Here is a 15,982-nt window from a genome sequence, read left to right as displayed (position 1 = left end):
CTCAAGTGTGTTTTCAACCTGCCAAGGGGCATGAGAACTTCTATGCGACACAGACGACCTGGATATCATCACAATCAATCGCCGTACCACCTCACCTCCAGCCTTTCCTGCCTTCCCCCTTGACCTGTCTCGTATCCCCGACAATGCTTGTCCACGTAGTGCCTTTTTGTGTTTCCCCCATGGACCGATGTGCAGTGCCAATGCATTATTAAAGGGAGCAGTCCAATGAGTGTGCTCAAAGAAAGAAGACGGAACTGGTTGATATCCCATAAGGCGCAGCGCCAGCATCGTGTGCTTCGAACACGTCTCTTTCTCCTCCCACCTCTCCTCATCTGCCTCTTTCCCCCTCTTCTTTCCGCCGATTGTCAAGTCGAACTGGCAACCGGTGCCATTGTTACTTGCACAGGCGTTGATTTGGATGGCGTCGCCACGGGCGCCTTGAACGACACCGTGACGGTTGCTGCCGGCGCCATCGTCAGCAAGACTGATGAAAAAACGGTCGATACCACGGCCACGGCAGACGCTGTGACTATCAATGGAGGTAACGGGAACAACACGGTGACGAATGGCGGTGATGTTGAGGCCACAGCGACCGCAACCGCCAATCCCGCCAACAGCACGCTCTCCCAGGCCATGGCCAATGCGATTGCCCTCCAAACAGGGGATGGCCTGGACACATTTTTCAGCACTTCCGGAATCACGGCAACAGCCACCTCCCTTGCCCATTCATCCGATGTCTCCGTGACGCTGGCCGGTGCCGATTCCACCCAGGGGGCAACCTTGTCGGAGGCCACGGCCATCGGGATCTTAGCCGGTGGTGGCGCGGATACCCTGACTAATTTCGACCACATCACCACTTCAGCCACCGCAACGGCAAGCGCGCTCAACGTCGACCTCAGGATAATGGGATTATCGAGCAGTGACGCATCCACCACGGCTCACGCCAATGCCACCGGCATGGCGGGTGGCGAAGGGGCGGACACAATTACCAACCATCACCAGATCAATGCCACCGCTCTCGCCACCGTTGTCGCCAACGGCGTCACCGTCTCAGGCCTTCAGTTAGACTTCGCTTCTCCCACCGATGCCGGGATCAAGGCGATTGCCGAAGCCTACGGCATCACCGGTGATGGCGGAGACGACACATTAAACAATACCGGTGCTATCACCGCCAACAGTACTGCAACAGCCACCACTACCGGCATCGAGGTGCAGTTTGCTGGTTTGTCCGAAACAAGGACCGCGACCACCGCCCAGGCAACGGCAACAGGAATCGCCGGTCTCAGCGGATCGGATACCATCAGTAACTCCGGTGCGATCACCGCCGCCGCCATAGCAACTGCTTCAGCCACCGGCGTTTCCGTTTCGGCACTCCATGTCGCCCTCGGCACCCCCGAGAACGCCGGAGTCGAGGCGATTGCCCAAGCATACGGCCTTTCCGGAGGCACTGGCGATGATTCGCTCACCAATACAGGGAGTATCGCAACAACCGGAACGGCAACCGCCTCGGCCACCAATGTCGACGTGCAGGCGGTCAGCCTGTCCAGCACCATCGCTTCGACCCTGGCGGAATCGACGGCTATCGGGATCGACGGCGGCGAAGGGGCCGATTCGATCACCAATTTCAACGAAATTGAGGCAACCTCGACCGCCACCGCCAATGGCGTGGGGGTTTCCGCCACGATCTACGCTTTTGAAGTGGTCTCTGTGGACACCAAAACCAAGGCCACTGCCGAGAGCTACGGTCTCGCGGGTGGTGGCGGAAACGATACCATTGCCAACACCGGACCGATCACCGCCATCAGTACAGCAACAGCTTGGACTGATCAAGTCACCATGACCTACACCGGGTTTTCCGGCGGCAACACCTCCACCGAGGCCCAGGCCCAGGCCACAGGTCTCGATGGCCAGTCGGGAGCCGATACCCTCGTCAACGTTGGAACGGTGACCGTCGTCGCCAACTCGGACTCAGATTCCTTATTTGTCGATGTCAAGCGCAACGGTGTGCCCACGGCTCCGTTTGAGTGGATCGGTCTCGATCTGGGGAAGGCCGCAACCGCCGCCTCTTCGACGGCCATTGGTCTCGCGGGAGGAGAAGGAGCGGATGTTCTCTACAATCTGAATACTCTAGATGTCCGCGCCATTGCCGATGCGGAATCGATCAAAGTAGGCGTGGAAGTTTCCATTCCTTTTGAGGGCGAGGCCGCGATGAGCGCGGCGGCGGCTTTTGAACCAGCGGCGCTACCGGTGGCCGCATCGGGCTCCGCTGCCGTGGGATTGCTGGCCGCCACTAGCGAAGAGGGTGAAGACAGCGATCCGGTGGTCAACGCACCGACACACGCCGAATCAAGCGCAGTCGGGATAGGAGGCGGCAGCGACAACGATTTCCTCCTCAATCTTGGCTCGGCAACCGTTTATGCTCAGGCTGATGCCACCTCCGCCGATATCGGGTTGACTATTTCCCAGGAACGCTCGGAAATTTTAGACATCTTGGGAGAAATTGGTTTGGCCGAAACCTCGACCAGCGCCCTGGCCACCGCCTCTGGGATGGCTGGGGGAAATGGCGCTGACATCCTGTTCAACTACAGCGCTCTCGGCGCGGAAGCAGTGGCCAACGGCTACAGTACGACCGTGTCCATCCGTTATCAGGGCGATTTCAAGAGTGAAGGGAAAATGGAATTCGAGATTGGCACTGCCCTGGTCAAGAGCGGAACTTCCGCAACTGCCTTGGCTGTCGGCCTCGAAGGTGGTGAGGACGGGGATACGCTCACCAATGAAGGCACCATCACCGTGAAAGCCACACCCACTGCCGATGCCTCCAGTGGAAGTGCCGTCATAGTCCTGGCAAAAGACGGTCTGACCGGGGGGGCAACCTATGCTTATGCGGCCACGGAAGCAATGGCAACGGCAGCGGGCATGGATGGAGGGGCGGGCAACGATAGCCTCACTAACCTAAACGCATTGAATGTGACGTCCACGGCTACGGCCGAAAGCACAAGTGTCAGCGCGACGATCACCAGCTCGATCAAGGGTGGAATCTCCGGTGGTGCCGCATTGACCGACGGTTCCACCAAGGCCACGGCCTATGCCGCTGGCATTGAAGGCTTTCTGGGGGACGAGTCGTTAGATTCTGTAACAACACCTCTCACCAATCCGGATAACGACATCATCATCAGTTCGGGAACGATGGATATAGATGCCTGGGCGGCGGCTCAATCTGCTTCGGTTTCTGTTGATATCGTTGCGAGCTTGGGCCAGACAGGCCTGATGGGAGGCGTCAGCTACGCCGATGCGGAGACCACCGCGCAGGCGGACGCCGTCGGCTTGAACGGTGGCCGGGGCATTGATCACATCACCCATTCCGGGTCCATGGATGTGGATGCCACCGCCAAGGCCACCAGCACGACGGTGACCCTGACAGCCGTAGGAGTGCGAGGAACGGGTGCGGCCGTTGGTCTATCGATGACCGATGGCACCACCAAAGCGACAGCATCGGCCATCGGCATCGAAGGGGGAACGGGTGGGGACACGCTTGCCAACAGCGGTACACTCACTGTCGACGGACTCTCCGAGACAATTTCCGGTACTGTGGGCGTGACAATGGCCGCTGCCAACGAAGGTATGTCACTGGCAGGAGGCTTTGCCGACGCCACCACAACGGCGCGGACGACAGTCGTTGGCATCGATGGCGGAGACGGTGCTGATCAGGTCGCCAACACCGGGGCGGTAGGGCTTGCCTCCACCGCCACAAGCACAAGCGGTACCGTGACGGTAAGCGCTTCCGGAACCATGACCGGCGTGGCAGCGGGTGTTGCCCTGGCCGATGCCACCATGACCGCATTGTCCGACACGACTGCTCTCTCAGGTGGGGCTGGAGACGATCTGATCGAAAATTTTGGGACCATGACCGTATTCTCCACATCGGAGTTAACCGGCGCCAGCGTGACTGTCAATTTGGGGGCGGCCGATACCGGGCTGACAATCGGCTTGGCCGCCGCCGATAGTACCTCCACCGCCGGCGCGACCGCAGTGGGGATTGATGGAGGCACGGGCGACGATACAGTGCTCAATGCAGGTGACAGCAACTCAACAGCCACCTCGACCATCTCCAATGCCTCGGTTTCGGTGAATGCCGGCTTTGCTGTCACCGGTGTGGCTGCTGGTGCTGCAATGGCGGATGGTGAGTCGGTGGCCACCACCAGCGCCACCGGCCTGGCTGGAAATGCAGGAAGCGATACCCTGACCAACCAGGGAACCAACAGGGTCCAAGCCACCGCGACAGTCACTGCCGCCAGCGTGGGCGTCGATTTTCAAGGGACGACTGCCGGGGTCGCTGCCGGGGTGTCCCTCGTCGACGGAGAAAACCGGGCAACTTCGTTCGCAACAGGCTTGGACGGTGGCGCCGGCAACGACTGGCTCTATAACTCTAACCAAACCATCGTCAATGCCATCACCAACAGCACGCGCGGCAATGTGAGCGTGACCGGCACCTTTGCCCTGGAAGGGGTGGCCGCCTCGGGAACCTTTGCCGATGCCGCCAACACCGCCTCGGCGACCGCCATCGGTATCGACGGCGGCACGGAGAATGATACCCTGATCAATACCGCCATGTTGGAGACGAATGCCGCCACCAATGCAACCACCGCGAGTGTCTCGGTTGGCGTTACCGTTTCCGGCAGTTTTGTCAGCGCAGGGGCCTCTCTGGCCTCAGCCGAGACCACTGGGACGAGCGCAAGCACAGGCATGGCTGGCGGCGCGGGCAACGACCGGCTCGAAAACCGTCAGGGCGCTGAAATTTCGGGTGCCTCGACCATGAGGGCAGCGACGACGGCTGTTTCGGTTGCCATTGCCAATGCCGCCTTTTCCACGGCTGATGCCACCACCACCGCAAACGCCTTTTTCACCGGTCTTGCCGGCGGTGGAGGCAACGACTTCCTGATCAATTGGGGCGTTGTCGACGAGGGTACGGCCGACATCGAAGGCGACACGGCAATGGAACACATCAATGCCTTTGCCAATGGCAGGGGGCAAGCCACGGCCGTCAACCTGACCGGTTATGCGGCGGCCGATATCAGCGTCAATTCAATGGCGGCCGCAACAGGTTTGGACGGCGGTGACGGCGGCGATACGCTCATCAACGAAAATGAGATCACCCTGTCCAGCAAGGCAACGGCCAGGGGCAGCTCCGTCAGCTTCAATCTGGCTGGCGCGGTGGCCGCCAAGGGAACGACCACGGCCGAATCTTCCTCCACGGGCCTGAGCGGTGGCGCCGGTGACGATCATGTGGCCAATAGCGGCCTGATCGATTTGACTGCTGATGCAATAGCCGACATGACCGGTGTTGCCGTTACCCTGGGCGGCTATTCCAATGCGGACGGCAGCAGTCGTGCCACTGCCACTGTTACCGGCATGGATGGCGGGGCAGGAGGCGGCAGCCTCATCAACGAGGTTGACGGCACTATTGATGCCACTGCCTCCGCCAATGCGACCGCAGCTTCCGTTGCTATCACCCCCCTGGGTGCCACCAACGCCAAAGCGGGTTCGGCCGTCTCGGCAACTGCGATCGGCATGACTGCCGGTGGTCAGGTTGAGAACCTGCAAAATCTTGGTGCCATCGACTTGACGGCAAATGCCACGGGACACGCCAGCAGCTACAGCATCACGCTCTTTGGCGGTGGATATGCTGCGGCCGGTACAAAAGCCGAAGCCTCTGCCTTCGGCATGCAGAGCGGAGCAACGGCCGATGTTCTCGCCAACGCCGGCACGATCGACCTATGGGCTGAATCGACCCTGACGGCAACAAGCAAATCGTTCACCTTAGCCGGCTCCGGGTCGGCCGAGGCGGAGAGTGTGGCCTCGTCGATTGCTGCCGGCATCGACGCTGGCGGGGGTGCCAATACAGTCTTCAATCAATTCGGAGGCACCATTACCGCCAATGCCCTGGCCACCGCCACGGCCACCGGCAACACCGTGACTGTCGGCGTCACCGATGTGGATGCAAGTACGACAGCCTTCTCGGAGGCAGCGGGCATCCGGACGGGCGATGGCAGGGATGCCATTTATAACGATGGCACCCTAGAGGCGAAAGCGAAGGTTCATACCTTCACCGGTCAAAGTAACCTCAGCCTTGTCAGCATTGACACGCTGGATGCCACCCCGGGCGCCACGGTGAAAGGTATCGTCTCCGGAGGCGGCAACGATGTTATCCTCAATACCGGATCCATTTTGGCCGGTGGCATCGGCACCGACCCGATCGCCTATGTCGAGGTCCTCAGCGTTGGTTTCATGGAGTTGGTCAACCTGAGCAGCAGTCAATTCGATGCCAAGGTCCTCGCCGTCGGTATCGACGGCGGCAGGGGAGACGACATCGTCACCAACCTAGGCGCCATCACAGTGGGAAGCTCCAGCCCCATGGCCGATGGCATAGCGGGAGGTTTCACCTTCACCGCCGCCTCGCTTTTTGATATGTCGACAACCGTCGCTCGTTCCGAAACCACTTCGCGGGGCATTGACGGGGGGAACGGCACCGATATTCTCACCAACGCTGGTGCCGGTCACCTGACGGTCTTTGCCACGTCGGAGGCAAGCTCATCGAGCGGCTCAGTGGCACTGGTCGGCCTTTTCCAGACCGGCGCGGCCATAACCCAGACACAATCGACGGCCACCGGCATCGGTGGCGGCAGCGGGATGGATGTCATCAACAACTATGGTGCGATGGATGTGACGGCTGATACCTCGGCTGCGGCAACCTCCGATCTCTATGCCGAAGCCTCTTTTCTCGCAACGAATGCCACTGCTCATGCCAACGCCTTGAGTTACGGATTGGACGGCGGCGCGGGATGGAATTGGATCGCAAACGATGGGAACATCGCGGTCCATGCCCTTGCCGAGTCCACGGCTGCCGCCACGGCCGATACGGACGCGTTGGACAACGAGGCCGATGCGACGGCGACTCCCGTAGCATCGGCTATCGGTATTCGGGCGGGAGATGATGGCGGCCTCATTCTCAATGGTTCGGGTGGGACGGTTGAGATCCATTCGGCGGCGAAGGGGCCTGCGAACGCGACCGCCGACGAAGAGGCCGATGCCACTGCCGATTTATCAGCAACAGCCTGGGGCATTCATGCAGGGGCAGGAGAACATGTGATTCGGAACCTTGGGGAGATCACGGTCGAATCTGCCACCGGTGCCACAGACTCGACCCCGGATGCCTATGCCTATGCCTCATCGGTGAGCGAAGCCAAGGCTTATGCGAGACGGAAAGGCACTGCTGGCGCGATGGGCATCGGGTTGGGCGACGGCAACAACGATGTCGAGAATGCCGGAACACTCAACGTGCAGGCCACCAACACGGCGTATGCCCTGGCAGGATGGCCGAGCGAACATCTGGATACGGCGTATGCCTATGCCGGCGCAGGTGGCTCCTCGCTTCTCGCCACAGCCACCGGTATTGGCGGCGGCAACGGCAACAATAGCATCGTCAACCAAGGAGAGATGGAGGTCGAATCGATACTGACCGTACGGGCAACATCGTATGCCGACACCTTCAGCGATCCAAACGCCGCCCGGGCCTATGCTGGAGGAACAGCCCTGGCGAAGGGTATCTCGACCGGCAACGGCGCAAATCGAATCGGCCTCTTCGGGGATCTCACCGTGAATGCCACCGCTACCGCCACCGCATATGGCAATGGAGAGGATTACGGCGAAGCGTACGTGGGCAGCGCCACCACGGCCGGGATCATTGCCGATGCCCGTGGCGTGGTCGTCGGCAACGGCAATAACACCATTGTCAACGCCGCGACATTGCAGGTCACGGCACACTCGACGGCATCGTCCTCCGGCATTACCGATGACGACGACGATGTCAGCGCAGCCGTTGCCAATGCGCAAGCAAAGGCGTATGGCATATTTACCGGCAACGGCAACAATGCCCTTACCAATTACGGAACAATCGATGTCACCGCCGAAGCACAGGCAACTGTGTATTCGACCACCTCAAACCAGCAAGCCTACTCGAGCGCGCAAGCCTTCGGCATCCAGACCGGCAGCGGCAACGACCTGGTGGCCAACTACGGCACAATCACCACCAGCCAGGTCGCGGCCGATACCACCTCCCTTGGCATTGCCATCGATACCGGTGCCGGCGACGACCTGGTCATGCTGGGGGCACACTCCAACTCCGTCGGCGACATTCTGCTGGGTACAGGTCATGACACCCTGATGTTCCTCGGTTCGGCGGCCATCAATGGAACCATTGATCCAGGAACCGGCAGCAACACCTTGGTGTTTGATGGAACTGGAATGTTGAGTTATGCCTTTTCCGGATTTGAAAACACCATCAAACAGGGTGACGGCACCTTCACCCTGGCCAGCCTGCCGACGATGCGGCGGCTCGACATTCTCCAGGGCACGTTGCATCTTGAGAGCAGCTATGTCATGGCCGGTGACAGCAGCTACCATACGGTGGTCAACCGCGATGGCAGCCACGGCCAGCTGTCGGTCGAGGGCACGGCCACTCTCGATGGGGGCTTGGCGGTGAGCAAGGGACCGGGACTTTTCTTCAATGGCATGACCTATGACATTTTGACCGCGGATACGGTCCATGGGCAATTTGCCTCGGTGGTGCTGCCCGCGCCTAAAAAACTGTTGAGCTTTGGGCTGCGGCAAAGCTCTGACCGCGTGCAGGTCGTCACACGGGCCAAAAGCTTCACCGCGGCGGCTACCGATCCGGTTGAGATGGCGGTGGCCGAGTACCTGGACCGGATTCAGTATACCGTATCCGGTGATTTGCTCAATATTTTGGCCCAAATCCAGGATCTCGAGGACTCGGAGTTCGGACAGGCCTTCCACAGTCTGAGTCCCTATTCGTATGATCAGTACACGACGGCAAGTTTTATCGGCGCACAACAGAATGTGCGATCGGTGCAACACCGCATGTCCTCTGTTCGCACGCACAACCTCGCAGCTGGTTCGACCAGAAAAACCGAACCAATCCTTCTGGCTTCTCTCGGACCGTATAATTTTCGTCAGCTGTTTGCCACGGGCGAAGAGTCCGAGTATCAGAATCTAAATAATTTGTGGGTGAGCGGTTTGGGGCTCTGGGGGGATCAGGACGAAAAGGCCGGATATCCAGGTTATGATTTCAATATCACCGCCGGTACGATTGGTTATGATCACACCTTCCCGTCACGTGTGACCCTCGGTGCAGCTGTGAGTAAAGGCAATATCGATGTCGATCTGGCCAACAACACCGGCGACGGCTCGATCGATACTTTCTCCGGCATGCTGTACGGCAGCTATTTTACCTCAGCTGCCTATGTTGAAGGCGCACTTTCTTACGGAGGAAATTCCTATGAGAGCCATCGCTTGCTGACTATTGGATCTATCCAGCGTACTGCGGCAAGCGAACATGATGGCGATGTTTATTCGGCCTATCTGGGCGGAGGATATTTCTTTCAATTTAGCAACTGGTCCGTCGGACCGACAGCCGCGCTGCGATATGTGTATCTCGACGAAGAGGGGTTTGCGGAGTCCGGTGCCGGGAGCGTGAATCTTACGGTTGATGGCCGTCAGACGCAGTCGCTGGTTTCGGAGGTAAGCCTGCGGGCTGCGGGAGCGGTCAAGACGTCCTGGGGTACGCTGATCCCGGAGGTGAGCGCGGGGATCAGCTATGATTTTGATATCGACGACCGGGTCATCACTGCTGCGTTCGAGGGTTCACCCGGCGCTTCGTTTTCAACCAATGGTCAGGATGCGGAACAACTCGGGGCGGTCTTTGGCTGCGGCTTGACCTTGATGGCGTCAAACGGAATTTCCACCTCGTTGGAATACAAGGGCGAGTACCGGGACACCTATCAGTCGCACGGAGTTATGGGGCTGTTGCGCGTATCTTTTTAAACGGTTGCGGGTAAAGGCCCATCCGCATCGCGATTACATCCAGCACAGAGCGGGTTAGTATGTCGGCTAACAGGCAGGCAAAGCACTTTTTTTTCAGATCCTATGAGAGCACTTCTTTCAACAGTCGAATATGGGCAGGACCAATGCCGCAGCACCCACCAATGATATGGGCCCCCATCTCGACCCACTGCATGGCTGCTCTTGCATAGGCTTCAGGTGAGATCACATTGGAGAATTGCCAGTTCGGCATGATAAATCTCCCGGAATGCGCATACACACCACGCTTGCCGTGCCAGCGGGCGCTAAGAATGGCAAAGGCTTCCGCTGCGTCCCTGGTTTCGGTATGCATGATAAGAGCAGCGTCGCCACCGAAAGGAGCCAAGGCCTTGATGCCCTCTGCCAGCGTATGTTCAAATTCCCACAGCATGAGTTCTCCGCTCGCCTTTCTCCTGCAACTGAATCCAAGCCACACTGGAAGGCCCGTTTTGACTGCGGCCTCAACAGCCAGCGATCCCTGGGTGATATCTTCGATCATTTCGATAATCAGCAGATCAGCCCCTGCTTCTGCAAGGATCAAGGCTTGTTGTTCATACCAGGAAAAAGCATCGGATAAGGGCGGGTAACATTTTCGAGGATCAGCACAGAAGGTGGTCGGCGCGATAGACCCGGCGATGGCGACCGGATTGTTTGCCACCTTTTCGCGTGCCTTCAGTGCCAGGGTAACCGAAGCCGCATTCAGGCGTTGAAACTCGGCCTCAAGCCCTGCCCGGATAAGCATGTGTTTGGCCAATGAAAAAGAATTGCTGGTGATGATATCCGCCCCGGCACGGATATAGTCTTCATGCACGGCTTGGACGATTTCCGGAGCAGTGAGAATTGCCTCTGCACTCCATGCCGCACTGTTCATCGGCACACCACGTTGCTCAAGTTCGGTCCCGGTGGCTCCATCGAGAAGAACTATCTGCTGGCGCGCGATTTTTTCATCGATGAAATTGAGGCTGATCAACGCGCTTCTCCTAGTATCATATCTTATTCCGAACGTAGGGCTTCCAAGGGGACGAGCAGTGCCGCCTGCCGCGCGGGCAGGATTGAGGCGAGGATGCCGATCACTAGGGCCAGCAGTTCGGCCAGAATGACAAAACTCCAAGGGGTATGCACCGGCAGGAGCGGCACAAAGGTATGGATGAGGGTGGCGCAGACAAAGCCCACGGTCAGCCCGGCTACGCCGCCCAAGGCTGCGAGCAAGGTGCCTTCAAGGAGAAAGAAAAGCAGAATCTGGGCGCGGGTGGCCCCCAGGGCCCGGAGCAGGCCAATCTCGCCGGTCCGCTCGCGCACCGCAATCGTCATCACCGTGAAAATGCCCACGCTGCCCACTAGCAGCGAAATTCCGCCCAAAGCCCCGACCGCCACGGTCAGCATGTCCAGCACTGAACCGAGCACATCGAGCATCTGCTGCTGGGTGGTGATGGTGAAATCCTCCTGGCCATGGCGCGAGAGCAGCGTTCGCTTGATCGCCGCCACCATTTCCCCGGAATCGGCCCCCTCACGATAGAGAATATCGATCTCCATCAGCCCGTCGCGGTTGAACAGGTCCAGAGCCCGCACCGCCGGGATATAGACGGTGTCGTCCATGTCAAAGCCAAGAATCTGCCCTTTGGATTCCATCACCCCAATCACCCTGGCCGGCTGGTTGCCGATCTGGACCCGCTCGCCAAGCGGATTGCGGCCGGGAAAGAGTTCCTGCCGCACCTTGTGGCCGAGGACCACAAAGGGCCGGGCGGTGCGGGGGTCGTCGGGCGGCAGGAAACGGCCGTTTTGCACCTGCATGCGGAAGGCCCGGTCCATCTCCGGGCCGACACCGTAGAGGGTGATCCGCCGAGTCCGGTTGCCGGCCTTGACCTCGACGTTGCCCTGGACCATGGGCACGGCGGCCTCGATCCCTGGCAAATGGCGCAGAGCTTCGGCATCGTCGAGCGTGAGCAGCCGCTCCGAGCCGATCACCCCCAGCGAGGTGCCCATGGTAGTGACTTTTCCCGGATTGATGGCGATCAGGTTGGTGCCGAACTGGGTGAACTCGGCCAGCACAAAGCGTTGCAATCCTTCGCCCATGGAAGTCAGCAGGATGACGGCAGCAATACCCACCGCGATGCCTAGGCCGGTGAGAAAGGAATGGAGCCGCTTGGCCCGGATAGAGGTGGTGATGAACTGAACCTGATCGAGGATGTCCATATCGTTTAGTGCCGGGCCAAGGCCTCGATTGGATCGAGCCGTGCCGCCCGGCGAGCTGGCAAAAGCGAAAAGACAAAGCCGGTAGTCAAGGCTGTGCCGAGGGCGGCGGCAATGGCCCAGGGCGGTGGGGTAGTCTGCAGGGTGGGGTAAAACTGGACCGTAATCCAGGAACCGGCAAAACCAAGTCCCAATCCGAGCAGGCCGCCGATGCTCGAGAGCAGCAGGGCCTCGGCGACCAGCAGGGCCATGATCTGTAACTGCCCCGCGCCCAAGGCTTTGCACAACCCAATCTCGGCGGTGCGCTGGGCCACGGCCATGAGCATGACGTTCATGATCAGGATGCCCGCCACCACCAGGCTGATGCCGGCGATCCCGGCCACGGTCAGGGTTAGCACCTTGAGGATCTTGTCAAAGGTGGCCAGGACCGAATCCTGGGTGATGACAGTCACATCCTCTTCGCCGTAATGGCGTTTGGCGATGGTGGTCTTGATATGGGTTTTCAGCCGGTCGATGGCCCCCAGATCTTTGGCCTCAAGCAGGATACGGAACAAGCCCTCGGTGTTGAGTAGCGCCTGGGCAAAGGCAACGGGTACAATCACCAGTTCCTCGGTGTCGAACCCCAGAGACCGGCCTTGGGAGCCGAGGATGCCGATCACCCGGCAGCGGAAACCGCCGAGGTTCACCAGCTCGCCCAGGGCATTCTGCTGGCCGAACAGCTCACGGTAGACCTTGGCTCCAATGACGCAGACCGGGCGGGCAATTTCCATATCTTCATCAGGCAGAAACGACCCCCGCTCCATTTTGAGATGATGCAATGGCAGTAGGGGTGCCGTGGACCCTAGCAGCGGCACCTGCCGTTCCTTGCCGCGCCAGGCGATGTTCATCTCGCCGATGTTGAGCGGGGCAAGCCTTCGGACCGTGTCGCCCCGTTCCAGGGCCTTGGCGTCGTTGAGCGTCAGGTCGCGGGGCGTCTCGCCGATGAGCGTTGCCGGGGTGTTGGAGGCGGTCTCGGCCCGGCCGGGAATGACGATCACCAGGTTGGTGCCGAGTGAGGAAAACTGATCGACGATATACAGCCGCGCCCCATTGCCGATGCCGGTGAGCAGCACTACCGCTGCCACGCCGATGCTCATGGCCAGCAGCATCAAGAGAGTACGGACCCTATTGCTGCCCAGGCTCATCAGGGCAAAGCCGATAATGTCAAAAAATCGCATGACTCAAGCCCTTTGGGTATCGCTGGCGATGCGGCCGTCCACCACCCGGATCCGACGCTGAGCCCGTTCGCCGATTTCCGGGTCATGGGTCACCACCACCAGGGTTAAGCCTTTGCGATTTAGGTCTTCCATCAGTTCGATGATCTCACCGCCGGAATGCCGGTCGAGGTTGCCAGTGGGTTCGTCGGCGAGCAGCACGGCAGGTTCATTGATCACTGCCCGGGCAATGGCCACCCGCTGGCGCTGGCCGCCGGAGAGTTCATCCGGTTTATGGTGTTGTCGAGTGCCAAGCCCGAAGGCCTCGATCAGACGGGTGCTCCGCTCGTTCCGTTCCCGGCGCGCAACCCCGGCCAGCAACAGGGGCAGCTCGATGTTCTGCTGGGCGGTGAGACGGGGGATGAGGTGGAAAAATTGGAAGATGAAGCCGATGGTGCGCGAGCGGGTAGCGGCTAGCTGGTTATCGTCGAGGCTGGTAACGTCCTTTCCTTCGAGGAAATAGCTGCCGCTGTCGGGGGTGTCGAGCAGGCCAAGGGTGTTGAGCAGGGTCGACTTGCCCGACCCCGATGGTCCCATGATCGACAGGTACTCGCCCGGTTCGATGGTCAGCGAGATCCGGTCCATGGCCCGCACCTCCTGGCCGCCGACAGTGAAAATACGGCTGACCTCGCGCAGTTCGATCATTTTTTCGCCGCTTTATCCGGGGATTGTTCCACCTGCACCAGCACGCCTGCGGCCAGGCCCTGGCGGTCGATGGAGGTGACCACGGTATCGCCCTTCTGCAATCCGGAACTGACCTCGGTGAATTTCCAATTGGTCAGCCCGGACTTGATCGGTCGGCGCTCCACCCGGTCGGCGCCCGCCGGAAGCAGATAAACCGATCCGTCGACCAGCACCGCTTCCGTGGGGACGCGGATAACCTCGGGCCGGGCATCGAGGATGATTTCAACATCAGCGCTGTAACCGGCGAGCAAGGTGCCGCTGGTCAACCCTTCAAGAAAATCGGCCTCGATTTCAACGGTGCGTGCCTGCTTGGCCACCTCCAGCACATAGGGCGAGATGCTCCGCACCCGTCCCTTGAAGCTCTGCTTGGGAAAGGCGTCGAGGGTAATTCGCACCGCCATCCCCGGTCGGATCTGGGCCGCATCGATCTCGTCAATGGGTGCGGCCACATACAGGGTTTCCATGTTGATTAGGTCGACGGCGGGCAGGGTGGCGATCCCCGGCGGCGAGGGGGTGATGTATTCGCCGACCTCGCCGTTGACCTCGGCAACGATGCCGTCAAAGGGCGCCAGCAGCGTGGTCCGCTCCAGGGTGGCGCTGGCTGCCTCAATCCTGGCCGCACTCACCGCCCGCCGGGCGGTGGCGGCCTCGCAGCCCGCCCGTTTTGCCCGGGCTGCAGCCTGGGCCTCGTCGTAGGTGGATTCCGAGGTGGAACGATTCCGGCGCAAATCGGACTGACGTCCGGCCTGTCGCTGGGCCAGATCGGCCATCAGGCAGGCCTCCCGGACAGCGGCCTCGGCGGCGATGGCCTCACTTTTCGCCAACTGCAGTTCTGCCTGCAGGTCCTTGTTCCACAGGGTCAGCAGCACCTGTCCGGCCTTGACCGTATCGGCTTTGCGGACATTGAGGGCGGCAATCTGGCCGCCGATGGCCGGGGTGAGATTGGCCCGGTGCCGGGCCTTGACAGTGCCGGCGCGGGTGTTGGCCACCGTGGCCTCCACCGCGCCGCTGTCCACCGTTTGCACGGTCACCTTGATCGGCATTTCCCTGGTCAGGTAGCGGTAGCCGGCAAAGAGGCCAAGGGCCACTACCGGAATGATGAGCAGATATTTTTTGTTCACGGGGTTTCCGGGTGCATTGAGAAGCGAAGCATGGGAGACGAAGCGGGTCGGCCGTTGCCGGTTCGGTCTGGAACGCGGCCGGAAACATGGTCCTTCAACTAACCGCAGGGTCGCTGCCTCCAATAAACAAACTGACTACTGTCTAAAAAGAATCCCGAGAAAAGACAAAGAAAATTTCTTGCCGTACCTCTTGATTTGAGTCGCCGCTGAAGTCGGGAGGGGGAAAAGAGAAGAGTCTGAAACGGTGGTGGCGCAAGGCTCGTTGGCTACCTTTTTACCTTGAATTCCGGTTCGTAGCCCACGGTGTACGAGTAGGTTGGATTATTCCTGAGGCCGAGAAAATGCGTATTGCCTTTATTAAGCGGACAAAGCGGCAGGGCGCACCGCTCAAAACCAAATTTTAGAAACAATGCGGGATTTCCCACCACAAAGATCGTGCTTTCCTTGATGACCTCTTGCCGCAAGGCGAAACGGAGTAATTCAGAGCAAATCCCCTGGTTTTGCATCTGCGGCTTCACGGCCAGCGGTGCCAGGTGCAGGCCGCACACCTTGGCGCCGTCATAAGCCTTTGAAAAAGCAATATAGGCAGTGACCGTATCGCGATGCAGGCAGACCCACTCATGCAGAACCCGCCCTTTTTGATGGAGTTTTTCAAAGAGTTGGACTTCATTCTGGTTGCGGGGAAAGGCCTGCAGCAGCAAAGCCGCAACCTTGGGGTAATGTTCCGGGGTGAGAGGACGTATTTTCATGTGTTCAATGTGTCGTCGATTATATTTGCTGGCGAGTGAGTTGATAAAATAA

General features: G+C 59.7%; 7 protein-coding genes. 1 reads left to right on the top strand and 6 read right to left on the bottom strand.

Annotated elements, in window-relative coordinates; genetic code table 11:
* The first annotated feature begins 225 nt into the window (after nt 1–225).
* Entirely contained in the window at nt 226–9,897 is a 9,672-nt protein-coding gene (locus tag ACHZCX_RS20470; RefSeq protein ID WP_319589063.1) for an autotransporter outer membrane beta-barrel domain-containing protein, read from the top strand.
* Nucleotides 9,898–9,997: 100 nt separating this feature from the next.
* On the opposite strand, the gene ACHZCX_RS20465 is transcribed toward ACHZCX_RS20470, so the two are convergent.
* The 6 genes from ACHZCX_RS20465 to ACHZCX_RS20440 form a co-directional block, all read right to left on the bottom strand.
* On the bottom strand, nt 9,998–10,903 hold the full coding sequence (locus ACHZCX_RS20465) for a homocysteine S-methyltransferase family protein (protein ID WP_319589062.1): 906 nt from the start codon (nt 10,901–10,903) through the stop codon (nt 9,998–10,000).
* Nucleotides 10,904–10,926: 23 nt separating this feature from the next.
* The gene (locus ACHZCX_RS20460) at nt 10,927–12,126 is read right to left on the bottom strand and encodes an ABC transporter permease (RefSeq protein WP_319589061.1); all 1,200 of its coding nucleotides are present in this window, start codon (nt 12,124–12,126) and stop codon (nt 10,927–10,929) included.
* A 5-nt stretch (nt 12,127–12,131) separates the two neighbouring features.
* The gene (locus ACHZCX_RS20455; RefSeq protein ID WP_319589060.1) at nt 12,132–13,340 is read right to left on the bottom strand and encodes an ABC transporter permease; all 1,209 of its coding nucleotides are present in this window, start codon (nt 13,338–13,340) and stop codon (nt 12,132–12,134) included.
* 3 nt (nt 13,341–13,343) lie between these two features.
* Nucleotides 13,344–14,021 carry an ABC transporter ATP-binding protein gene (locus ACHZCX_RS20450; RefSeq protein ID WP_319589059.1) on the bottom strand — a complete coding sequence of 226 codons (678 nt, stop codon included), beginning with the start codon at nt 14,019–14,021 and terminating at the stop codon, nt 13,344–13,346.
* Nucleotides 14,018–15,181 (bottom strand): efflux RND transporter periplasmic adaptor subunit, encoded by a 1,164-nt coding sequence (locus ACHZCX_RS20445; RefSeq protein ID WP_319589058.1) that lies wholly within the window; start codon nt 15,179–15,181, stop codon nt 14,018–14,020. Before ACHZCX_RS20445 ends, ACHZCX_RS20450 begins: the two co-directional genes overlap by 4 nt.
* Before the next feature lie 266 nt (nt 15,182–15,447).
* A complete protein-coding gene (locus tag ACHZCX_RS20440) occupies nt 15,448–15,930 on the bottom strand; it encodes an N-acetyltransferase (RefSeq protein ID WP_319589057.1) in 483 nt (160 codons plus the stop codon).
* Nucleotides 15,931–15,982: the final 52 nt, after the last annotated feature.

Origin of the sequence: uncultured Desulfobulbus sp. (assembly GCF_963662935.2) — a bacterium.
In the GTDB taxonomy this organism is placed as follows: Bacteria; Desulfobacterota; Desulfobulbia; order Desulfobulbales; family Desulfobulbaceae; genus Desulfobulbus.
The sequence above is the reverse complement of the archived record's forward strand: the minus strand, read 5'-3'. Positions and strand labels throughout refer to the sequence as shown.

Coding starts and splice junctions, on each gene's coding strand:
- ACHZCX_RS20470 (WP_319589063.1), top strand. CDS start 226: ATGAGTGTGCTCAAAGAAAGAAGACGGAACTGGTTGATATCCCATAAG.
- ACHZCX_RS20460 (WP_319589061.1), bottom strand. CDS start 12,126: ATGGACATCCTCGATCAGGTTCAGTTCATCACCACCTCTATCCGGGCC.
- ACHZCX_RS20450 (WP_319589059.1), bottom strand. CDS start 14,021: ATGATCGAACTGCGCGAGGTCAGCCGTATTTTCACTGTCGGCGGCCAG.
- ACHZCX_RS20455 (WP_319589060.1), bottom strand. CDS start 13,340: ATGCGATTTTTTGACATTATCGGCTTTGCCCTGATGAGCCTGGGCAGC.
- ACHZCX_RS20440 (WP_319589057.1), bottom strand. CDS start 15,930: ATGAAAATACGTCCTCTCACCCCGGAACATTACCCCAAGGTTGCGGCT.